This window comes from Thioalkalivibrio sp. ALE21, from assembly GCF_003208255.1.
Taxonomy (GTDB): domain Bacteria; phylum Pseudomonadota; class Gammaproteobacteria; order Ectothiorhodospirales; family Ectothiorhodospiraceae; genus Thioalkalivibrio; species Thioalkalivibrio halophilus.
The window spans coordinates 36,288-56,629 of sequence record NZ_QKMA01000005.1 but is presented as its reverse complement, the minus strand read 5'-3'; the positions used below and the strand labels follow the sequence as shown (position 1 = coordinate 56,629).

Here is a 20,342-nt window from a genome sequence, read left to right as displayed (position 1 = left end):
CGGGTCTCTCCGGGCCCCTCCGGTTCTGCCGGGCGGGGCCTTTTTTGTGTGTGCGGCGCGCGTGTGTTTCAGGGCAGCAGCGGGGCGAAGCCGGCCCGGTAGTCGGGATAGCGGAAGCGGTAGCCGGAGTCCTGCAGGCGCCGGCTGTCGCAGCGCCGGCCGCGGGCCCCGTCGCGGGCATCCACGCGGTGGACCGCCGCGTCTGCCGGCAGAGTGCCCAGGCGCGCGGCGAGCCAGTGCAGCACTTCGCTTTTCAGGGCCGGTTCGGTATCCACGCCGAGATAGACCGGATCGGGATCGGCCAGCGTGAACAGGTGGTGCAGGATGCCGACCGCATCATCGCGGTGGATGCGGTTGGTCCACGTCGGCGGTTCGTCATCGCCCAGCTGGCCGGCGCGCGCCAGATCCAGCATGCGTTCGCGCCCCGGTCCGTAGATCCCGCCCAGGCGCAGGCGGATGCCACGGTACGGCGAGGCCTCCAGCAGGCGTTCGGCCTCCAGCAGGCGGCGTCCGGAGAAGCGTTGTGGCAGGGCGGGGGTGTCTTCGTCGACCCGGCTGCCGTCATCGACGCCGTAGACGCCGGTGGACGACACGAAGATCACGCGTTCCGGCTGCAGGCCCTGGCGCTCCAGGGCGCCCAGCGCGTGCTGCAGGGCGTCGACATAGGCGCGCCGGTAGCCGGTGTCGTCCATCTGGTCGGGGGTGGTGATGAAATACACCGCCCGGGTCGAGCGCGGCAGCTCCGGCAGGCCGTCGGGGTCCGTCAGGTCCCCCTGCAGCGGCCGGATCCATCCGGGCAGGCGTTCGGGATGGCGCCGCAGACCCCAGACCCGGTGTCCGGCGTCGTGCAGCCGGCCGGCCAGCCCGGTGCCCAGGTCTCCGCAGCCGAGGATCAGTATATCGTCCATGCGGTTCACTCCGGTGTGGCTGGGGGTTACGCTACTCCCCTGCTCCGGCGTTGGGGGATTTCCCGCGTCCTGATCATTTTTTCTCGGGGGTCGAGATGGGTCGCCGCAAGCCGAAACCGGACAGCGTGAACTGCCCCTGCGGGTCCGGTCGCCCGCGTGAGCGGTGCTGCGGGCCGCGCATCGATGGCACGGCCCCGGCGGAGACCGCCGAGGCACTGATGCGCTCGCGCTACACCGCCTACACCGAGCATAACGAGGCCTACATCCTGGCGACCTGGCATCCGCAGACCCGCCCGGCCTCGCTGGAGCTGGACCCGGATCGGCGCTGGCTCGGGCTGAGTGTGCGCGGCAGCGAAGCCGGCGGCCCCGACGACACCGCCGGGAGGGTCGAATTCGTCGCCCGCGCGCGGCTGCACGGCCAGGGCATGCGGCTGCACGAACGCAGCCGGTTCCGGCGCATCGACGGCCACTGGTACTACATCGACGGCGACACGCCGGACGCCTCGTGAACCCCGTCGTCGCTGCCGCCGCGGATGCGCGTACCGGGGTGGATACCGAGGTCGATCCGGGGCTGCTGGCGGCGGTGGAGCGGGGCGTGCGTGCGCAGGCTGCGGGACAGACCGAGCACGCGCTGATCGCCCGCCTGCGCGACGCTGGCGTGGTGCCCTTCGCCGGGGCCGACCTGCGTGAACCGCTGGGGCTGTTCCGCACCCATTTCCTGCTGTTTCACTGCCTCTATCGCCTGCGCGACCGGCTGGCGGCCGAGGGCGAATGGCTGCGCATCCATTGCCTGGATATCGGCATTCAGGCGCGGGCCACGGACGGCGCGGGGGCCGCGGCAACCGCCGGCACGGTCTCCGCGGCCCTGGTGCGCGAGGACCCTTTGCGGGCCTATTACCTCGACCTGAGCACTCTGGATCACATGGATGCGGCCGCGGTGCAGGCCCTGCTGGACGGCTTCTGGCGGCGGATGGACGGCGGCGACCGCCGGGCAGCGGCGCTGGCGGTGCTGGAGCTGGCGGATCCGGTGGACGACGCGGAGATCCAGTCCCGCTACCGCCGCCTGGCCCAGCGCCACCACCCCGACCGGGGTGGCGACACGGCCACCCTGCAGCGCCTCAACGAGGCGCGCTGGATCCTGCTGGGCGACTGACACGTCTCGCTCCGCCGCCGGAGGGCTCAGTCGTCGGCGTCGTCCATGGTGGTCACGAAGGCCTGTTCCACGGTGTAGGTGCCGGTCCCCTTGTAGCTGGTCTGTACCCAGCCGTGCTCCTCGAGCCACTGGCTCATCTCGCGGTTCATCGCCGGGTTGCCGCACAGCATCACGCGATCCTGCTCCGGGTCCGCGGGCGGCAGATCCAGCGCCCGGAACAGCTCGCCCGAGCGGAACAGCTCGGCGCCGCGCTGGTTGTTGTCGAACGGCTGCTGCGCCACGGGGCAGGCGAAGTCGTGATCCTCGCGGGTCACGGTGGGCATGTAGCGGAAGCGATCGCTGATCTTCGCTTCCAGCTCCTCGCGATAGGCCAGTTCCTCCACGGTGCGCACGCTGTGCACCAGGATGACCCGTTCGAAATGTTCGAACACTTCGTCGCTGCGGACCAGGGAGACGAACGGCGCGATGCCGGTGCCGGTGGCCAGCATGTACAGATGCCGACCGGGCTGCACGTAATCCACCGTCAGCGAGCCGGTGACCTTGTTGTTGATCCAGATCGAGTCGCCCGGTTCGACATGGGCGAGGCGGCTGGTCAGGTCACCGTCGGGCACGTGGATGCTGAGGAACTCGAGTTCCTCGCTGGACGGGTCCGACACGATCGAATAGGCGCGCGGGATCAGTTTGCCCTCCGGGCGCAGGCCCAGCGTCACGAACTGGCCATTGCGGAATTCGAAGCCCTCCGGCCGCGTGGTGGTGAAGCTGAAGGTCTTGTCCGACCAGTGGTGCAGGGACGTGATCTGCTGTTCCGAGTAGGGCATGACGGGGCTATTCTCCGAGTGATCTGGTCAACAATTTAACAGGCGGAGGAAAGACGTGCCCAATGAGCGGGCCTGCGCCGGGGCCATGCAGCGAAACACGGGGATCCCCGGCAGACAACCGCTCGTTGGTCAGGAAGAAGTGAGAAGGTCCTGCAGGCAGTCGCGCAGGGGACGCGGACGGGCGATGTGATAACCCTGCACGCAGTCCAGACCGATGGCGCGCAGCCGTTCCATGCCCTCGGCGTCCTCCACCCCTTCGGCGATGGTGTGCAGACCCAGAACACGGCCCACCCGGTGGATGGCCGTGACCATGGCCGCATCCACCGGGTCCTGAGCGATCCCGCGGACGAAACTGCCGTCGATCTTGAGGAAGTCCACCGAGAGTTTCTTCAGATAACCGAAAGAGGACAGCCCCGAGCCGAAGTCGTCCAGCGAGAAATGACAGCCAAGATAGCGCAGTGCGCGGATCAGGCTGATCGCCTGGTCGTGATTGGAGATCGCCGCGGTTTCGGTGATCTCGAAGGTCACGCGCCGCGGGGCGATGCCGTGGTGCGACAGGCGGTCGGCGATGAAGTCCAGCATCTCCGGCTGGGCCAGCGACTGGCCCGACAGGTTGATGGCCACCGGGATCGAGTCGTCCGGGTGCGTGGTCAGCTCGATCAGCACCGCCTCGATTACGTGACGGTCGATCTCGGGCATCAGGTGGTAGCGTTCGGCAGCCGGAATGAATGCCCCGGGCGCGATGAGCTCGCCCTGCTCGTCCTGCAGCCGCACCAGTACCTCGAAATGGTCCAGGCTGTGTCCGGCGGCCGGGTCCAGACGCTGAATGGGCTGGGCAAAGGGGACGAAACGGGCCTGTTCCAGGGCGTCGCGAATGCGCCCCACCCATTCCATCTCGCCGTGGCGCTGGCGCAGGCGATCATCGCCCTCGCGCCACAGGTACACCGTGTTGCGCCCGGTTTCCTTGGCGGCGTAGCAGGCCGAATCGGCCTGGCTGAGAAGGATGTTCAGATCCTTCTGCGCCCCGTACACCGGGACCAGGCCGATGGATACCCCGATGTCGAAGCGCCGGCCCTCCCATTCGAAGCGCAGATCGCGCACCGTGTCGATGATTTCCTCCGCAATCTCCTGCGCGCGCTCCACCGGACAGTGGTTAAGCAGCAGGCCGAATTCGTCACCACCCAGGCGCGCCAGGGTGTCGCTCTCCCGGATGTGCCGGGGCAGCAGCTCGGCCAGGCGCTGTAACAGGGCATCGCCGGCCAGGTGGCCGCAGGTATCGTTGACGATCTTGAACTGGTCCAGGTCCATGTAGCACAGCACATGCGGTGTCCTGTGCCGGCCCGGAATTGACAGGGCCGACTCCACCCGGCGCTCGAACTCCCGACGGTTGAACAGTTCGGTCAGGTCATCGTGGGTCGCCTGGTGGTTGAGGCGGCTGGTCATGTCCGACAGGGCGGTCATGTCCTGCAGCACGATGACCGCGCCCGTGACGTCTCCATCCGTTGCTCCGCCCAGGGGCGAGACCGTGGCCCGCACGTGGCAGGGGCCCGCGCAGATTTCCAGGCGACCTTCCGGGTACTCCAGGGGCCGGCCCCAGCGCAGACAGCGCGCCGCGAGGGGTGTCGCGCTGTCCTGGCCGGGTTCCAGGAGACCGATCGTGCGATCCGCATCGGCGTCCAGGACGTTCGCCCGGTCCACGTCCAGGAGCGCTTCGGCGGCCGGGTTGATGTACTGGATCCGGCCGTCGGCATCGGTCGTGATGACCCCGTCGGCCAGTGATTCCAGGGTGGTCGAGAGTCGGTCGCGTTCCGCTTCCAGGTGCCGTTCGGTAACGCGCAGGTCGGTCAGGTCGTAGGCCACGCCGATCACGCCCGAGATCACGCGGTCCGGGTCCGCGGTCGGGGTCCAGCTGATGTTGAGGCGGCGGCCATCGAGATCGAATTCACTGGCGAAGTGCTCGCCCGCGAGGGCGCGACGCAGGTCCTGCGGCACCTGCGGATGGTCCGCCCAGCGTTCGAAGGCGTTCACGCCCACCAGGTCGTGGTTGTTCAGCCCCAGGCCGTACAGGCCGGCACCCTCTGACAGCGTGATGTAGCCGTCGGCATCGAGGGAGAACAGGATCAGCGGAGCATTGGCGACGGTGACCTCCAGCTGGCTTTCGAGGTCATGCAGGGTCTGCTCCGAGATGCGCTGGCCGGTGATGTCGCGCAGGGTGGTGAAGACCTCGATATCGTCGTCGTGTTCCACCGCGCGGGTACGGACCTCCGCCGGGAAATGGCTGCCGTCCGGACGCCGCATGCGGGTCTCGAAGCGTGCGGGCAGGTGATGCGCCGGATTTTCGTGAACGCGCCGGACATCGTCGGGCGAGGCTTCCATGTCCAGTGCGGTGATGCTCCGGCCGTCGAGCTCCCCGGCGTCGGCGCAGTGAAAAAGCCGGCAGGCCGCCTGGTTGGCCGCCACCACATGCCCGGCTCGATCAAGGACCAGGTGAGCCTCGGGCGCCTGCTCGAAAAGGTTGCGGTAGCGTTGGGAGTCCGGCGCAGGTGACATCGCGGTTGTCGGGTGACGGGCTGGATCACTGACGATACAGAGTGCCCGGGCCGCTGTCAGATCCCGTACCATGACCGGGGGAGTCCGGTCATTTCGACAGGGAATTTGCGGGTTCGGTCTTGAAGCGGGGGGGCGGCGGCCCCATCGTTCGGGTCAGTTGCCAATTTTGAAGCGAGGATCAATCCGATGCGAATGGATCGCCTGACGACCAAATTCCAGAGCGCGATCTCCGACGCCCAGTCGCTGGCGGTGGGCCGGGATCATCAGTTCATTGAACCGGCCCACCTGCTGCTGGCCATGCTGGATCAGGAGGGCGGCACCACCCGCCACGTGCTCGACCGTGCCGGGGTCAACGTGCGCCAGCTGCGCTCCGCGCTGGGCGAGGCGCTGGATCGCATGCCGAAGGTGGAGGGTGCCGCCGGCGACGTGCACGTGTCCAGCGACCTGGGGCGCATGCTCAACGTGTGTGACAAGCTGGCCCAGGAGCGCAAGGACCAGTACATCCCCAGCGAGCTGTTTCTCCTCGCCGCCATCGACGAGAAGGCCGGCGTGGGCGAGATGCTGCGCAATGCCGGGGCCAACAAGGATTCCATCGAGGACGCGGTGGACCAGATCCGCGGCGGCGCCCAGGTGGACGACCCCAATGCCGAGGAGAACCGGCAGGCGCTGGAGAAATACACCACCGACCTGACCGAACGTGCGGAGCAGGGCAAGCTGGATCCGGTGATCGGGCGTGACGAGGAGATCCGTCGCTCGGTGCAGGTGCTGCAGCGGCGAACCAAGAACAACCCGGTGCTGATCGGCGAGCCCGGGGTCGGCAAGACCGCGATCGTCGAGGGCCTGGCCCAGCGCATCGTCAACGGCGAGGTGCCCGAGGGGCTCAAGGACAAGCGCGTGCTGGCGCTGGACATGGGCTCGCTGCTGGCCGGGGCCAAGTACCGCGGCGATTTTGAGGAACGCCTGAAGTCGGTGCTCAACGAGATCTCGCAGGAAGAGGGTCGCGTGATCCTGTTCATTGACGAGATCCACACCCTGGTGGGCGCCGGCAAGGCCGAGGGCGCGATGGACGCCGGCAACATGCTCAAGCCGGCGCTGGCGCGTGGCGAGCTGCACTGCATCGGCGCCACCACGCTCAACGAATACCGCGAAAACATCGAGAAGGACGCCGCGCTGGAGCGCCGCTTCCAGAAGGTGCTGGTGGACGAGCCGAGCCAGGAGGATACCATCGCCATCCTGCGCGGGCTGAAGGAACGCTACGAGGTGCACCACGGGATCGAGATCACCGACCCGGCAATCGTCGCCGCGGCGCAGCTGTCGCAGCGCTACATCACCGACCGCCAGCTGCCGGACAAGGCGATCGACCTGATCGACGAGGCCAGTTCGCGCATCCGCATGGAGATTGACTCCAAGCCCGAGTCCATGGACCGGCTGGAGCGGCGCCTGATTCAGCTGAAGATCGAGCGCGAGGCGCTGAACAAGGAATCCGACGAGGCCTCGAAGAAGCGCCTGGGCACGCTGGAGGAGGAGATCGAGCGCCTGGAGCGCGAGTACTCCGACCTGGAAGAGGTGTGGAAGTCCGAGAAGGCCTCGGTCTCCGGCGCCGCGCAGCTCAAGGAAGAACTGGAGCGGGCGCGTCAGGAGCTGGAGACCGCGCGGCGTGCCGGTGACCTGTCGCGCATGTCCGAGCTGCAGTACGGGAAGATCCCGGATCTGGAGAAGTCCCTGGCCATGGCCCACGAGATGGAGAGCCAGGAGACCCGGCTGCTGCGCAACAAGGTGACCGACGAGGAAGTCGCCGAGGTCGTCTCGCGCTGGACCGGGATCCCGGTGGCGAAGATGCTGGAGGGCGAGAAGGACAAGCTGCTGCGCATGGAAGAGGCCATCGGCGAGCGCGTGGTCGGCCAGAACGAGGCGGTCACCGCCGTGGCCAACGCCATCCGCCGTTCACGCGCCGGGCTGGCGGATCCCAACCGTCCGAACGGCTCGTTCCTGTTCCTGGGCCCCACCGGCGTCGGCAAGACCGAGCTGACCAAGTCGCTGGCCGGCTTCCTGTTCGACACCGAGGAGGCCATGGTGCGCATCGACATGTCGGAGTTCATGGAGAAGCATTCCGTGGCGCGGCTGATCGGGGCGCCTCCGGGCTATGTCGGATACGAGGAGGGCGGCTATCTGACCGAGGCCGTGCGCCGCAAGCCGTATTCCGTGATCCTGCTGGACGAGGTCGAGAAGGCGCATCCGGACGTGTTCAACGTGCTGCTGCAGGTGCTGGATGACGGCCGCCTGACCGACGGTCACGGGCGTACCGTGGACTTCCGCAACACGGTGATCGTGATGACCTCCAACCTGGGCTCGCAGCAGATCCAGGAGATGGCCGGCGAGGACAACTACGATCGCATGAAGGGCGCGGTGATGGAGATCGTCGGGCAGCACTTCCGGCCCGAGTTCATCAACCGCGTGGACGACGTGGTGGTCTTCCACCCGCTGGAGCGCGAGCAGATCCGTGCGATCACCGAGATCCAGCTGCGCTATCTGCGCGAACGCCTGGAGGAGCGCGAACTGGGGCTGGAGGTCTCCGACGCGGCGCTGGATCACCTCGGCGAGGCGGGCTTCGACCCGGTGTACGGGGCGCGGCCGCTGAAGCGGGCGATCCAGACCCAGCTGGAGAACCCGCTGGCGCAGCAGCTGCTGTCCGGCGAGTTCGTCTCCGGCGACACCATCCGCGTGGACATGGAGGGCGAGGCCCTGCGCTTTGTGAAGCACGCCGAGGCGGCCTGAGCCGCCCCGGTCCGTCCCGGCTGTCACTGAGGATGACCCGAAGGCCCGCCATGTGCGGGCCTTCCTGCGTTCGGGCCCGGGACCTCAGATGTGGCCCATGGCCTCCATGGCGCGGGCGACCTTGACGAAGCCGGCGATGTTGGCACCGGCCGAGTAGTTGCCCGGCGAGCCGTATTCTTCGGCCGTCTCGAAGCAGGTCTGGTGGATGTTCGCCATGATCTCCTGCAGGCGTGCCTCGGTGTATTCGAAGGTCCAGGAGTCGCGGCTGGCGTTCTGCTGCATTTCCAGCGCGCTGGTGGCTACGCCGCCGGCGTTGGCGGCCTTGCCGGGACCGAAGGCGATGCCCGCCTCGCGGAAGGTCTGAATGCCCTCCGGGGTTACCGGCATGTTGGCGCCTTCGGCGACCGCGATGCAGCCGTTTTCGACCAGCGCCTTCGCGTCCTTGCCGGTCAGTTCGTTCTGCGTGGCGCAGGGCAGGGCGACCTCGCAGGGGATCTCCCAGATGCAGCCGTTTTCGCGGTATTTCGCGCTCGGCTTGCGTTCGGCGTAGTCCGAGACCGGGCCGCGTTCACGCTCCTTGATCTGACGCAGCAGGTCCAGATCCAGGCCGTCCTCGTCGAGGATCACGCCACGCGAGTCCGAACAGGCGATGACCTTCGCGCCCAGCTGCTGTGCCTTCTGCGTGGCGAAGACCGCCACGTTGCCGGCACCCGAGATCACTACCCGCTTGCCTTCGAGGGAGTCGTTGCGGGCCTTGAGCATCTCCTGGGTGAAGAACACCGCACCGTAGCCGGTGGCCTCGGTGCGCGCGCGGCTGCCGCCCCAGTCCAGACCCTTGCCGGTGAACACGCCCGATTCGAAGCGGTTGGTCAGGCGCTTGTACTGCCCGAACATGTAGCCGACCTCGCGCTGGCCGACGCCGATGTCGCCGGCGGGGACGTCGGTGTATTCGCCGAGGTAGCGATACATCTCGGTGATCAGGCTCTGGCAGAAGCGCATGATCTCGCCGTCGGAGCGGCCCTTGGGATCGAAGTCGCTGCCGCCCTTGCCGCCGCCGATCGGCAGCCCGGTAAGCGCATTCTTGAAGACCTGGGAGAAGCCGAGAAACTTGACGATCCCCAGATACACCGATGGATGGAAGCGGATGCCGCCCTTGTACGGCCCCAGCGCGCTGTTGAACTGCACGCGGAAGGCACGGTTGATCTGCAGTTCGCCGCGATCGTCCTGCCAGGGCACGCGGAAGATGATCTGGCGTTCCGGTTCGCAGATGCGCTGGATGATCTTCAGGTCGGCGAATTCCGGGTACTTGACCAGAACCGGGCCCAGGGTCTGCAGCACCCCGTGCACGGACTGGTGAAACTCCGTCTCGCCCGGGTTGCGGTGCAGGACTTCCTGATAAATCGGCTCGAGTTTCTCGTCGAGACTTCCGTTCATGAGTGTCTTCCTGTGTGAATCATGGGCGCGCATTAAGGCATAAGCTGCTACCCGGGACAATCCTGTCTGCTCTTTTGTGGTGCAGAATGCACATGGATGGTGCGGGCTGGACGGCCGGCGCGTGGCGCGGGAACATGCCCGGAATGGAAGCGTCAGGGCCCGCCGTAGGCCGGGTCAAAGGATGAAACCATGGATGAGCGGGCAGGGGTGCGTGACGTGTTCCGCCGGGCGATGTGGCGGCTTGCGTGGATGCCTGTGCTGCTGGCCGTGGCGGTGGCCGGGACCGGCTGCACCCTGCTGGAGGCGCGCGGCCAGTTTGCCGCGATGCAGGGGGGCTGCGTACTGGAGGGCCGCATCGCCGGGGCCGGAGCGCTTGGCAAGGATCCGGACGACGGGGCCTACGTGGTGCTGGCGGTGCGCGAGCGCGGTCAAGGGTTGCCGCCGGAGGTGGTGGATCACGTGCTCACTGGGTCCGGCGGGCAGTGGTTCTTTGCCCTCGAACCGGGCGTGTGGTCGGTGCTGGGTTACTGGCAGGATGGCCGCGATGCGGAGGCCGTGCCCGTGGCCGCCCATGCCTGGGAGCGCGGTGCAACGCTCGATTGCGGCGCCGGCGAGCGCTACCTGGACGAGCGCATCCGGGTCGACGACCCCGCGAGGCGGATCGAGGGGGTTTTCGCCGAGGGCGGTCTGGCGTTCGCGGGCGCGGCGGCGGAACGGGTGGAACACGAGGATGGTTCGCTGCCCAGCCTCGGGCGGGTTACGGCCTTCGGTCTTGTCACCACGCTGGCGGACCCGCGATTCGATCCGGCGATTGCCGCCGCCAGTCAGTGGCGGCCACTGGATTTCGTCCGCGACGGCCACACGGGGGTGTATTTCCTCGATGGTCCCTACGATTCCTCGCGCGAGCCGGTGCTGTTCATCCATGGCATGAACGGTTCGCCCGTCTCTTTCGAGGCGCTGGTGGAGGACCTGGATACCCGCCGTTTCCAGCCCTGGGCTTATTACTACCCGTCGGGTGTCCCGCTGGAAGCGGCCGCGGTGCACCTGGCCCAGGTGATGGAGGAGCTGGAGCTGCGCCACGACCTGGAACGGTATCATGTGGTGGCGCACAGCATGGGCGGTCTGGTGGCGCGCGGTTTCCTGCTGGAGCGCGAGCGCCGCGGCGCGCCTGCCCGGGTGCCGCGGCTGGTGACCCTGGCCACGCCCTGGGGAGGCCACCGGATGGCCGCGACCGGGGTCGCGCATGCGCCGGTCGTGGTGCCGGTCTGGCGTGACATGGCGCCGGGCAGCGAATTTCTGGAAGGCCTGTTCGCCGGCTCGGTCGGGATCCCGGCCGAGATGCACCTGCTGTTCGCGCATCGTCGGGACAGCGGGCGCAGCCGCGAACTTACCGACGGCGTGGTGAGCCTCGAGAGCATGTTGCGGCCGGAGGCCCAGGCGGCGGCTGCGAGTCTCTACGGGGTGGATGCCACGCATGCCGGCATCCTCGAGCATCCGCGTACCCTGGAACGGGTGCGGACGCTGCTCGAGGGGCCCTGACGCGGGGCGCCGGAGGGCGTACTCTGGGGCGGTACCGGCAGACCGGGAGCAGCGGGGAATATCCATGCAGTTGTTCGAGTGCGAGGCCTGTGGCCTTGCGGTGCATTTCGACAATACCTGCTGCACCCGCTGCGGCCACCGTCTGGGTTTTCTGCCCGACCGCATGCGGGTGGCGGCCCTGGCCCCGGTCGGGGCGGGCACCGACCGGCATGGCCGCGAGGTTCCGGAAGGATGGTGGCAAATAGCCGGGGAGCCGGATGGCCAGCGCTATCGGCAGTGTCGGCATTATGCGGTGGACGGCATCTGCAACTGGATGGTGCCGGAGTCGGATCCGGATCCGTTCTGCCGCGCATGCCGTCTCAACCGGACCATCCCCGATCTGAGTGTTCCCGGGAACCGGACCCTGTGGGCGCGTCTGGAGGCTGAGAAGAGGCGTCTGGTCTATGGCCTGCTGCGGCTCGGTCTGCCGGTGACGCCGAAACGCGATGATCCCGCGGGCCTGGCGTTCGATTTCCTGGCGTCCACCGCGCCGGCCTTTCAGGAAGGCGGCGGCGTGGTGACCGGGCATGCCGGCGGTCTCATCACCCTGGATATCGCCGAGGCCGATCCGGCGGTGCGCGAGCGCATGCGCGAGGCGATGGCCGAGCCCTATCGCACCATTCTGGGGCATTTCCGCCACGAGAGCGGCCACCATTACTGGGAACGCCTGGTGCGCGGTGGCCCGGCGCACGAGGATTTCCGCCGGGTGTTCGGCGACGAGCGCGCCGATTATGATGCCGCGCTGCGCCGGCATTATCGCGAGGGGCCGCCGGCCGACTGGCAGGAGCGCTTCGTCAGTGCCTATGCCAGTGCTCATCCGTGGGAGGACTGGGCGGAGACCTGGGCGCACTATCTGCACATCGTGGATACCCTGGACACCGCGCGGGCCTATGGCCTCGAGGTTGGCGCCGAGGGGCTGGCCGGGTCGGCGATGAGCCACGCGCCGGACTATGATCCCTATCATGCCCCGGACATCGATACCCTGATGGATCACTGGCTGCCGCTGACCAATGCCCTCAACAGCCTCAACCGCAGCATGGGGCACGGCCACATCTACCCGTTCACGCTGACCCCGGCCGCGATTGCGAAGCTGCGGTGGGTCCATGCGATCATTCGGGCCGCGCGCGAAGCGTCGGGACCGGGGCCCGGGACGGGGCCGGCCGGCGAGTCGTTCGCGTCCCGGCGGTCATCCGCCTGACCCGCCCGCGCCGGACCCGGAAACCAGGGGAGCCCATGTACAACGTTGCCACTCGCGGTCCGTTCAAGGGCCTGAATCCCCGAGTCGCCTTCGTCTCCATCGTTGCCGTGCTGATCATCGTGGCGCTGGCGATTTACCGTACCGATCAGGTCGATTCCGCGGTCAGCGGGGCACGCGATTTCCTCAGTCCCCTGCTGGAGTGGTATTACGTCGCCGCCATGGCCTTCTTCCTGGTCCTGGTAATCTGGCTGGGCATCGGCCGTTACAAGGACGTCCGTCTGGGGCATGACGACGAGGTCCCCGAGTTCACTACCCTGTCCTGGCTGGCGATGCTGTTCGCCGCGGGCATGGGCGTGGGGCTGCTGTTCTGGGCGGTGGCCGAGCCCCTCAGTCACTATGGCGGCAATCCGTTCGTGGCCGGCGACGGCGACCCCGCGGCGGCGGACATGTCCATGGTGCTGACCTATTTCCACTGGGGGCTGAACGCATGGGCGGTGTTCGCGCTTCTGGCGCTGATGCTGGCCTATTTCGGCTTTCGTCGTGGCCAGCCGCTGGCCCTGCGCTCGGCCCTGCACCCGATGCTGGGCAAGTACGTGCATGGCTGGCCGGGTGACATCGTCGACCTGCTGGCGATCCTCGCGACGGTATTCGGCATCGCCACCACCCTGGGCCTGGGCATCCAGCAGCTGGGGTCGGGACTGGACCACCTCACCGGGATGGGCACCTCGGCGACCACCGAGGTGGTGATCACCGCGGTGCTCACGGTGATCGCGGTGCTGTCGGTGGCGACCGGGCTGCAGTCCGGCGTGCAGCGGATCTCGCAGGCCAACATGTGGCTCAGCGCAGGGCTGCTCGCGCTGCTGCTGATCTGGGGGCCGACCCAGTACCTGCTGGCGCTGGTGGTGCAGTCCACCGGCTCCTATCTGCAGAACCTGATGGGGCTGTCGCTGTACACCCATGCCCACCATACCGACGGCTGGCATGCCGACTGGACGGTCTTCTACTGGGGCTGGTGGCTGGCCTGGGCGCCGTTCGTCGGGCTGTTCATCGCGCGCATATCGCGCGGGCGCACCCTGCGCGAGTTCGTGATGGGCGTGCTGCTGATGCCGACCCTGATCACCTTCGTGTGGCTGGGGCTGCTGGGCGGGACCGCGCTGTACGCCGAATCCGAGGGGGTGGCCGGCATCGCTGTCGCGGTCAGCGAGGACATGACCCGGGCCACCTTCCTGACCATGGAGACCCTGGAGCCGGGGCTGGTCGCGATCGGCGGCAGCATACTGGTGACCGTGCTGATCGCGACCTACCTGCTGACCTCCGCGAACGCCGGGATCGTGGTCATCAACACCCTTCTGGCGCACGGCTCCACCGAACATCGCACGGTGCACCTGGCGACCTGGGGCGGGGCGATGGGCCTGCTGACCGCGGTGCTGCTGCTGGCCGGCGGGCTGGAAGTGCTGCAGAGCGCGGTCATCCTGGCGGCCCTGCCGTTCTCGCTGGTGATGCTGGTGATGGTCGTCGGGCTGATCCGCGGGCTGGAGGAGGAGCGGTGGGCACCGCGTCCCGGCGAGCACAACATCGTGCCCTCCGAGCCCTGGCAGGTCCCGCCTGACCGGGCCTACGAGGATTTCGACGTGGAGGACGACGCCCCGCTGGCGGAGCATTCGTCCGACGATGATCGCGACGACGAGGGCTGGCGCTCGCGTCAGGGCTGATCAGTGTTTCCCTAAAGGCCCGTCGCTGCACGGGCGGACTTTCGGTGCTTCCGGGCATGGCTTAGGGTTGCGCGTAAACTTTGAGTGTGAATGGAGAATCCGGAAATGAGCGACGAAACCCTGCAGCTGTCCGGCGAACTGATCCAGAAGGTTCAGGGCGTCTTGGCCGAGGCCGATCCGCGTGCCCAGCAGCCGCTGGTGGCCGTGCAGTACCTGAGTGCGATCACCGGCTTTCTGCTGGCGCAGATGCCCGAGTCGGTGGATGAACGCAAGGATTACCTCAAGCAGCTCGCCGCCTTCACCGAATCGGTGTTCGACGACGTGGAAGGCCAGAAGCAGCAGCAGCCCGCCGCCCCGCAGGAAGCCAGCGGCGTGTGGCGCCCCGGCGACGACTGAGCCGGCGGTTGGCGACGGGGACGCCGGGGCGGCCGGTCAGTCCTCGTCGTCCTGACGGCGCTGCCGCATCTGCCGCAGCATTGCCTCCTGTTCGTTGAAGCTGGGCATGCGGCGTTTCCCCCCGGCATCGCGATCGCGGTCGTTGGCACCGGCGGGGCCCGGCTGGCCCGGGCGTTCGCCTTCCTTGACCTCCTGGTATTCCTGCAGCTCGCGCCGGGCGTCCTCGTCGGAGGTGTAGCGTCCGCGATAGTCCTGCGGCGGGCGGTCGCCCTTGCGCAGGAAGGCCCGCATCCGCAGTTCCTTGTTGTAGCGCGTCACGCGACGGTCGATCCACACCAGGTCGAAGGCCGCCAGCGCGGCGACCGGGGCCGCCGGGAGCAGCCACCAGAGTCCGGGTACGAGGACGGCGAGGGCGGCGGTGGCCGCGCTGCCGGCGATGAACGCCACCGCACCGACGGGTTCGTGGAGATAGAAACGGTGCCCGCCGACGGGGAACAGCAGCCACGCGGCATAGGCTGCCGGCCGCGAGCGCATGGTGCTGGCCAGCCGGGCGTTGACCGCCTGCAGCCCGCCACCTTCCAGATCGAGTTTCTTCCAGGCCTTGCTCATGCGGCGCAGTCTAGGGAAACGCCGGGCAATGTGCACATTCGCACTGGTGCCCCGGGTTTTCCGGGAGACCCGTCCCCGGCTCCTCAGGTGGCCGGCGCCGGCACTGGCGGCGAATTCGCGTGTGTCCAGCGGATCACGTCGTCCAGCGGCATTGGCCGGGCGATGCCGTACCCCTGAACCGCATCGCAGCCCAGTTGCTCCAGCTCCAGCAGGGTCCGGTCGTCTTCGACGCCCTCGGCCACGACCCGCAGGCCCAGGTCATGGCCCAGACCGATGGCGGCGCGGGTGATCTGTGCGTCGACCGTACGCCGGGTCATGTCGCGCACGAACGCCTGGTCGAGCTTGAGTGCGTGCACCGGGAGTCGGCGCAGGTAGGATAGCGACGCCTGGCCGGTGCCAAAGTCGTCGATCGCCACGTCGACTCCGGCGTTCTGCAGGCGGCCGAGGGCGGCGATGACCTCCTCGGGGTTGGCCATGACCGCGGTCTCGGTGAATTCCAGCTCCAGGTCGCGGGGTGACAGCCCGGCCCCCCGGATGATCGCGAGCACGTGCTCGGCGAACTCGGGATCGAGAAAATTCCGGGCGGACACGTTTACGCTCACCGGTACGTCGATCCCGGATTCGCGCAGGCGCAGTGTGTCGGCGGCCGCGCGTTCCAGCAGTTCGCGGGTCAGCGGGTGGATCAGGCCGGTGTGTTCGGCCTGCGGCATGAACTCGTCGGGCGGGATATTGCCTAGCCGCGGGTGCTCCCAGCGGAGCAGGCCTTCCAGCCCGAGGAGGCGGCCGTCGTCCGGGCGAGTCTTGGGCTGATACCACAGGTGCAGCTGCTCGCGGCCGAGTGCCTCCTGCAGTTCGCCGAGACGCTCGACCGTGCGCCGCGAGCGCTCTTCCTGCTCGGCGTTCCAGACACGGCAGGGAAGCCCGCTGGTGCGCGCTTCGTGCATGGCCATCCAGGCGCGGGTCAGCAAACCGGCGGGATCGTCGCGAGGCCCGGTCGGAAAGGCCGCGACCCCGGCGTGTGCCCCCAGATAAACCGGGATGCCGCGAACCAGAAACGGGGCCTCCAGCCGCTCCACGGCCAGACGGGTGATCTCGCTGCAGGGTGCCTCGCCGTTGGCCGGAACGATCAGGGCGAAATGGTCGTCGTGGACATGGTAGAGGCGACTGCCGGTTGCCTCGGCCATGGTCTGCAGCCGCTGGCTGATGGCCTGCACCAGGCGGCGTTCGGCTTCCAGCCCCAGGGCGCTGACGGCATCCGCATAGTTGTCCATTCGCAGGCTCGCGAGCCATGCCGGGCGGGGGATGTTCGGCTCCGCCAGGTCGCGCTCCAGCGCCTGGCGGTTTGGCAGGCCGGTCAGCGGGTTGGCAAGCGCCTGGTCCACCAGACGCCGCGCGTGCCCGTGGAGCTGGGCGAACATCCAGCCGGTGACCCCGCCGAGGAAGACATAGAGTCCCGCACGGGTGGTCCAGTTGAGCAGCGGTTGCATCTGCCCGGTGGTGGTGTCCAGGGGCATGAACGGGCCCAGGACCAGTCCGGCGAGCAGGCCCAGCGCGGCGCCTCCGCGCGGGCCGAAGATCGCGGCCCCGGCCAGGATCGGGATCAGGATGAAATTCAGGTAGGCGGTGGCGGTGCCGCCGGTGCGCAGGACCAGAGCGACCACGGCACCCATCTGGATGAGGATGAGTACCAGGGCGGCCAGCCGTCGGCCACCGGAAATCTCCAGCCAGGGTTCGGGCCGCCAGCGGGAGTCGAGCAGCTGTTGTATGTCCATGATGTCCCTTTCTGGAGTATTGCTGCAGCGGATGCAAGCGGGATCCCTGCGCCGGCATGTGCCGCGCGGGCAGTGGCACTGGTAGCATGCCGGTTTCCGGCGCGACAGGGGTGAACGGGGCCGATGGCCGATCGACGCTTGCAGGTGTTTCTGACGGTGGCGCGGCAGCTGTCCTTTACCCGCGCCGCGGAGATCCTCCACATGACGCAGCCGGCGGTCACCTTTCAGGTCCGCCAGCTGGAAGAGCAGCTGGACGCGCGGCTGTTCGACCGCAACCACAACCGGGTGGCCCTGACCGAAGCCGGGGAACTGGTGCGGCGTTACGCCGAGCGGATCTTCGATACCTACGGCGAGATGGAGGCCGCCCTGCGCGAGCTGAAGGGGGCCGCCGGGGCCCTGGTGATCGGCGCCAGCACCACGGTGGCCGAATACATGCTGCCGTCGCTGCTGGGGGCGTTTCGCCGTGCGCATCCGGAGATCGGCATCCGCCTGCGGGTGGGCAACACCGGGATGGTGGTGGGCATGGTCGAGGAAGGCAGCGTGGACCTGGGCATCGTTGAGGCGCCGGTGACCCATCGCAGTCTGGAGGTGCAGGCCTGTTTCAGTGACCGTCTGCAGCTGATCGTACCGCCCGACCATCCGCTCGCCGGACACGACAGTGTCGGGGTGGAGGCCTTCATCGACGCCCCATTCATATGCCGTGAGGAGGGTTCCGGGACCCGCGAGGTCATCATGGAGTACCTTGGGCAGGCCGGGTACGACCGCAACGCCCTGCGCGGCTGCATGGAACTGGGCAGCCCCGAGGCCATCAAGGGGGCCGTGGCCGCCGGTATGGGGGTCTCGGTGCTGTCCGAGGCCGTGGTGGCCAAGGAACTGGCCCTGGGCGAACTGGCGGCGATCCCGCTCGATCCCGCGCTGGAACGGCCAATCTCGCTGGTCCATGCGCGACAGAAATTCCGGGTGCCGACGCTGGAGGTGCTCAAGCAGTTCCTGCAGGACTACTGCCGGCCCGGCCCCGACATGCCCAAATAAGGACAAAGTGCGATGAAGAACTACTGCGTAGTACAGCACACCTATTCCGAGTTCCTGGCCCTGATCGAGGCCCAGCTCGAAAAACGCGACATTGGATTCTCCTACTACCGTCCCTTCGTCGGGCAGGACCTGCCCGGGTCGGCGGCCCAGTTCGACGGCCTGTGGCTGCTGGGCGGGGCCTGGCCCACGGCGGACCGCGAGAACAACCCGCAGGTCCCGGACGAACTGTCCCTGATCGACATCTTCCGCCGCTCGCAGCGCCCGGTGGTCGGGCTGGGCATGGGCGGACTGCTGGTGGCCGAGCAGGCCGGCGGTACGGCCAGCGAGGAGCCGCCCTACGTGGCGCGTTTCACCACCGCCCACAAGACCGCGGCCGGCGAGGGTGACCCGGTGGCCGAGGCGGTGGACGGCCACCGCGTGCTGCAGCTGCACCACGGCTCGGTGGAGCTGCCCGAGGGTCTGGAGCCGATCATGGTGGATGACGATGGCCAGTGGCTGATGGTGCGGCCCGACGAGCTGACCTATGGCATGCTGTTCCGTCCGGAGGCCAAGCCCGGGATGCTCGAGGATATCCTGATGGAGGGCGACCACAATCCGCCGCCGAACATGGGCGAACTGCTCGGCGAGGCGCGCATGGAATGGAACCAGATGCAGCAGGTTACCGACGAACTGCTCGTCGCCCTGGTCAAGCAGCTGTCGCTGATGCAGGAGCGGCGCAAGATGCCCGTGTTCAGCCTGCAGATCGAGGGTGATGGATGATCCCGCCGAAGGGCTCGACGGACGCCGGCCTGCCCGGGGATCTCGGACAGGTCCTGGCCGGAGGCCAGGGCCGGCGCAAGCGTGATGTGACCACCGAGGCCATCGCCGAGGTGGCCGCGCGCCTGTCCGAAGCCGACCGGACGAGCCTGCTGAAATTCGCGCGTTTCCTCGAATCCCAGGGCGATGGCGCGGGCGAGGAGTCCGGTGATATCGCCGCGGGGTCCGAACCCGAGCCGGCCGGCGTGCCGGAACCCGAGCCCATCCCGCGGCCCGCGGGCGAGTCGGTGATCAAGGCGATGCGCCGGCTGACCGCCACCTATTACATGCTGGACCGCGGCAAGCTGCTCAACGAGGCCTCGTCCCTGATGGCCCAGCACGTGATGCAGGGGCGCGAGGCCAGCGAGGTCATCGACGAACTGGAAACGGTATTCTGGTCGCACTATCAGGCCAGGGTGCAGGCCGAGGACCCGCATCGCGACGGCAACGACAAGGACAGCCCGACGTCATGATCGACATGCTCCGCCAGTGGTACCGGCGGCACTTCACGGATCCGCAGGTGGTGATCCTGGCCATGCTGTTGCTGGTCGGGCTGCTGATCATCGTGTTCGCCGGGCGCATCCTGGCGCCGCTGCTGGCGAGCGTGATCATCGCCTATCTCCTGGAAGGGGCAGTGGCCAAGCTGCAGCGCCTGCGGGTGCCGCGCATCCTCGCGGTGATACTGGTGCTGCTGGGAGCACTGCTGGCCACGCTGGCCGCACTGTTCAGCGTGGTGCCGCTGATGTCGCAGCAGGTGACCCAGCTGGTGCGCGAGCTGCCGGGCATGATCTCCGAGGGGCAGAAACTGCTGCTGCAGCTGCCGGAGCGCTACCCCCAGCTGATCACCGACGAGCAGGTGTTCGAGCTGATGGGCGCGATCCGTGCCGAGGCCACCCAGCTGGGGCAGCAGGTGGTGACCTTCTCGCTGGCGTCGGCACGCCATCTGGTGGACGTGGTGATCTACCTGATCGTGGTTCCGCTGATGGTGTTCTTTATGCTCAAGGACCGCGACCAGATCCTCGGCTGGATCCGGGGTTTCCTGCCTCGGGATACCCATCTGGCCAGCGAGGTCTGGGGCGAGGTGAACGTGAAGATCGCCAGCTACGTGCGCGGCAAGTTCATCGAGATCCTGATCGTCTGGGTCGTCAGCTTCGCCACGTTCAACTGGTTCCAGCTGGAATACGCGGTGCTGCTGTCGTTCATGGTCGGCATCTCCGTGATCATCCCCTACATCGGTGCCGCGGTCGTGACCATCCCCGTGGCGGCGGTGGCGTATTTCCAGTTCGGCCTCAGTTCCGAGTTCGCCTGGGTGCTGGTGGCCTACGGCGTGATCCAGTTCCTCGACGGCAACGTGCTGGTGCCGCTGCTGTTCTCCGAGGTGGTCAACCTGCATCCGGTGGCGATCATCGCCTCGGTGTTCATCTTCGGCGGGATCTGGGGCCTGTGGGGCGTGTTCTTCGCCATCCCGCTGGCCACCCTGGTGCATGCGGTGATCAAGTCCTGGCCGCGGTCCCTGCCACCCGGATCGCCGCCGGGCGATCCGCCGCCGTCCGACGGGGACGCGGATCCTGCCGCAGCGACCCCCGCGCGCGACTCCGCCTGAGGCGGAGTC

Annotated in this window: 17 protein-coding genes; 11 read left to right on the top strand and 6 right to left on the bottom strand. The window is 67.9% G+C overall.

Features of this window, described 5'->3' with window-relative positions; all coding sequences use genetic code 11:
• Positions 1-68 precede the first annotated feature (68 nt).
• Positions 69-908 (bottom strand): SDR family oxidoreductase, encoded by an 840-nt coding sequence (locus D893_RS06220; protein WP_024328478.1) that lies wholly within the window; start codon positions 906-908, stop codon positions 69-71.
• A gap of 95 nt (positions 909-1,003) precedes the next feature.
• On the opposite strand from D893_RS06220, the gene D893_RS06215 reads away from it, so the two are divergent.
• Both D893_RS06215 and D893_RS06210 read left to right on the top strand, forming a co-directional pair.
• Complete coding sequence (locus D893_RS06215; RefSeq protein ID WP_024328479.1) at positions 1,004-1,417, top strand: YchJ family protein; 414 nt, start codon at positions 1,004-1,006, stop codon at positions 1,415-1,417.
• Positions 1,414-2,061 (top strand): DNA-J related domain-containing protein, encoded by a 648-nt coding sequence (locus D893_RS06210; RefSeq protein ID WP_018946534.1) that lies wholly within the window; start codon positions 1,414-1,416, stop codon positions 2,059-2,061. The genes D893_RS06215 and D893_RS06210 overlap by 4 nt, the downstream gene beginning before the upstream one ends.
• Before the next feature lie 26 nt (positions 2,062-2,087).
• On the opposite strand, the gene D893_RS06205 is transcribed toward D893_RS06210, so the two are convergent.
• Positions 2,088-2,879: a ferredoxin--NADP reductase gene (locus D893_RS06205; protein WP_018946533.1), complete on the bottom strand. Its 792-nt coding sequence runs from the start codon at positions 2,877-2,879 to the stop codon at positions 2,088-2,090.
• Between the two features lie 129 nt (positions 2,880-3,008).
• Positions 3,009-5,429 carry an EAL domain-containing protein gene (locus tag D893_RS06200; protein WP_110619379.1) on the bottom strand — a complete coding sequence of 807 codons (2,421 nt, stop codon included), beginning with the start codon at positions 5,427-5,429 and terminating at the stop codon, positions 3,009-3,011.
• A 192-nt stretch (positions 5,430-5,621) separates the two neighbouring features.
• On the opposite strand from D893_RS06200, the gene clpB reads away from it, so the two are divergent.
• Positions 5,622-8,204: an ATP-dependent chaperone ClpB gene (gene clpB / locus D893_RS06195; RefSeq protein ID WP_110619378.1), complete on the top strand. Its 2,583-nt coding sequence runs from the start codon at positions 5,622-5,624 to the stop codon at positions 8,202-8,204.
• Positions 8,205-8,288: 84 nt separating this feature from the next.
• On the opposite strand, the gene gdhA is transcribed toward clpB, so the two are convergent.
• Entirely contained in the window at positions 8,289-9,638 is a 1,350-nt protein-coding gene (gene gdhA, locus D893_RS06190) for an NADP-specific glutamate dehydrogenase (protein WP_077244096.1), read from the bottom strand.
• A gap of 189 nt (positions 9,639-9,827) precedes the next feature.
• Between gdhA and D893_RS06185 the strand changes: the two genes are divergently transcribed.
• The 4 genes from D893_RS06185 to D893_RS06170 all read left to right on the top strand — a co-directional run bounded on the left by D893_RS06185 (position 9,828) and on the right by D893_RS06170 (position 14,522).
• Positions 9,828-11,177, top strand: coding sequence for an alpha/beta fold hydrolase (locus D893_RS06185; RefSeq protein ID WP_018946529.1), 1,350 nt, complete (start codon positions 9,828-9,830; stop codon positions 11,175-11,177).
• A gap of 64 nt (positions 11,178-11,241) precedes the next feature.
• On the top strand, positions 11,242-12,414 hold the full coding sequence (locus D893_RS06180; protein WP_018946528.1) for a putative zinc-binding peptidase: 1,173 nt from the start codon (positions 11,242-11,244) through the stop codon (positions 12,412-12,414).
• A 35-nt stretch (positions 12,415-12,449) separates the two neighbouring features.
• On the top strand, positions 12,450-14,126 hold the full coding sequence (locus D893_RS06175) for a BCCT family transporter (RefSeq protein ID WP_018946527.1): 1,677 nt from the start codon (positions 12,450-12,452) through the stop codon (positions 14,124-14,126).
• A 105-nt stretch (positions 14,127-14,231) separates the two neighbouring features.
• The gene (locus D893_RS06170) at positions 14,232-14,522 is read left to right on the top strand and encodes a hypothetical protein (protein ID WP_018871131.1); all 291 of its coding nucleotides are present in this window, start codon (positions 14,232-14,234) and stop codon (positions 14,520-14,522) included.
• A 36-nt stretch (positions 14,523-14,558) separates the two neighbouring features.
• On the opposite strand, the gene D893_RS06165 is transcribed toward D893_RS06170, so the two are convergent.
• Both D893_RS06165 and D893_RS06160 read right to left on the bottom strand, forming a co-directional pair.
• Positions 14,559-15,131 (bottom strand): hypothetical protein, encoded by a 573-nt coding sequence (locus D893_RS06165; protein WP_018946525.1) that lies wholly within the window; start codon positions 15,129-15,131, stop codon positions 14,559-14,561.
• Between the two features lie 83 nt (positions 15,132-15,214).
• Complete coding sequence (locus D893_RS06160) at positions 15,215-16,903, bottom strand: bifunctional diguanylate cyclase/phosphodiesterase (RefSeq protein ID WP_110619377.1); 1,689 nt, start codon at positions 16,901-16,903, stop codon at positions 15,215-15,217.
• A 123-nt stretch (positions 16,904-17,026) separates the two neighbouring features.
• Here D893_RS06160 and D893_RS06155 point away from each other — a divergent pair, with 123 nt between their 5' ends.
• The 4 genes from D893_RS06155 to D893_RS06140 are packed head-to-tail and all read left to right on the top strand — an operon-like array spanning position 17,027 to position 20,333.
• A complete protein-coding gene (locus tag D893_RS06155) occupies positions 17,027-17,935 on the top strand; it encodes a LysR family transcriptional regulator (protein ID WP_018946523.1) in 909 nt (302 codons plus the stop codon).
• A 12-nt stretch (positions 17,936-17,947) separates the two neighbouring features.
• The gene (locus tag D893_RS06150) at positions 17,948-18,694 is read left to right on the top strand and encodes a GMP synthase (RefSeq protein ID WP_018870130.1); all 747 of its coding nucleotides are present in this window, start codon (positions 17,948-17,950) and stop codon (positions 18,692-18,694) included.
• A complete protein-coding gene (locus D893_RS06145; RefSeq protein WP_110619376.1) occupies positions 18,691-19,203 on the top strand; it encodes a hypothetical protein in 513 nt (170 codons plus the stop codon). Before D893_RS06150 ends, D893_RS06145 begins: the two co-directional genes overlap by 4 nt.
• Positions 19,200-20,333 (top strand): AI-2E family transporter, encoded by a 1,134-nt coding sequence (locus D893_RS06140; protein ID WP_110619375.1) that lies wholly within the window; start codon positions 19,200-19,202, stop codon positions 20,331-20,333. The genes D893_RS06145 and D893_RS06140 overlap by 4 nt, the downstream gene beginning before the upstream one ends.
• Positions 20,334-20,342 lie beyond the last annotated feature (9 nt).

What these genes read in the sequence shown, in the direction of transcription:
- D893_RS06185 (WP_018946529.1), top strand. Translation starts at nt 9,828, where the DNA reads ATGGATGAGCGGGCAGGGGTGCGTGACGTGTTCCGCCGGGCGATGTGG.
- D893_RS06155 (WP_018946523.1), top strand. Translation starts at nt 17,027, where the DNA reads ATGGCCGATCGACGCTTGCAGGTGTTTCTGACGGTGGCGCGGCAGCTG.
- clpB (WP_110619378.1), top strand. Translation starts at nt 5,622, where the DNA reads ATGGATCGCCTGACGACCAAATTCCAGAGCGCGATCTCCGACGCCCAG.
- D893_RS06220 (WP_024328478.1), bottom strand. Translation starts at nt 908, where the DNA reads ATGGACGATATACTGATCCTCGGCTGCGGAGACCTGGGCACCGGGCTG.
- D893_RS06150 (WP_018870130.1), top strand. Translation starts at nt 17,948, where the DNA reads ATGAAGAACTACTGCGTAGTACAGCACACCTATTCCGAGTTCCTGGCC.
- gdhA (WP_077244096.1), bottom strand. Translation starts at nt 9,638, where the DNA reads ATGAACGGAAGTCTCGACGAGAAACTCGAGCCGATTTATCAGGAAGTC.
- D893_RS06140 (WP_110619375.1), top strand. Translation starts at nt 19,200, where the DNA reads ATGATCGACATGCTCCGCCAGTGGTACCGGCGGCACTTCACGGATCCG.
- D893_RS06160 (WP_110619377.1), bottom strand. Translation starts at nt 16,903, where the DNA reads ATGGACATACAACAGCTGCTCGACTCCCGCTGGCGGCCCGAACCCTGG.
- D893_RS06170 (WP_018871131.1), top strand. Translation starts at nt 14,232, where the DNA reads ATGAGCGACGAAACCCTGCAGCTGTCCGGCGAACTGATCCAGAAGGTT.
- D893_RS06215 (WP_024328479.1), top strand. Translation starts at nt 1,004, where the DNA reads ATGGGTCGCCGCAAGCCGAAACCGGACAGCGTGAACTGCCCCTGCGGG.
- D893_RS06180 (WP_018946528.1), top strand. Translation starts at nt 11,242, where the DNA reads ATGCAGTTGTTCGAGTGCGAGGCCTGTGGCCTTGCGGTGCATTTCGAC.
- D893_RS06205 (WP_018946533.1), bottom strand. Translation starts at nt 2,879, where the DNA reads ATGCCCTACTCGGAACAGCAGATCACGTCCCTGCACCACTGGTCGGAC.
- D893_RS06145 (WP_110619376.1), top strand. Translation starts at nt 18,691, where the DNA reads ATGATCCCGCCGAAGGGCTCGACGGACGCCGGCCTGCCCGGGGATCTC.
- D893_RS06165 (WP_018946525.1), bottom strand. Translation starts at nt 15,131, where the DNA reads ATGAGCAAGGCCTGGAAGAAACTCGATCTGGAAGGTGGCGGGCTGCAG.
- D893_RS06175 (WP_018946527.1), top strand. Translation starts at nt 12,450, where the DNA reads ATGTACAACGTTGCCACTCGCGGTCCGTTCAAGGGCCTGAATCCCCGA.
- D893_RS06200 (WP_110619379.1), bottom strand. Translation starts at nt 5,429, where the DNA reads ATGTCACCTGCGCCGGACTCCCAACGCTACCGCAACCTTTTCGAGCAG.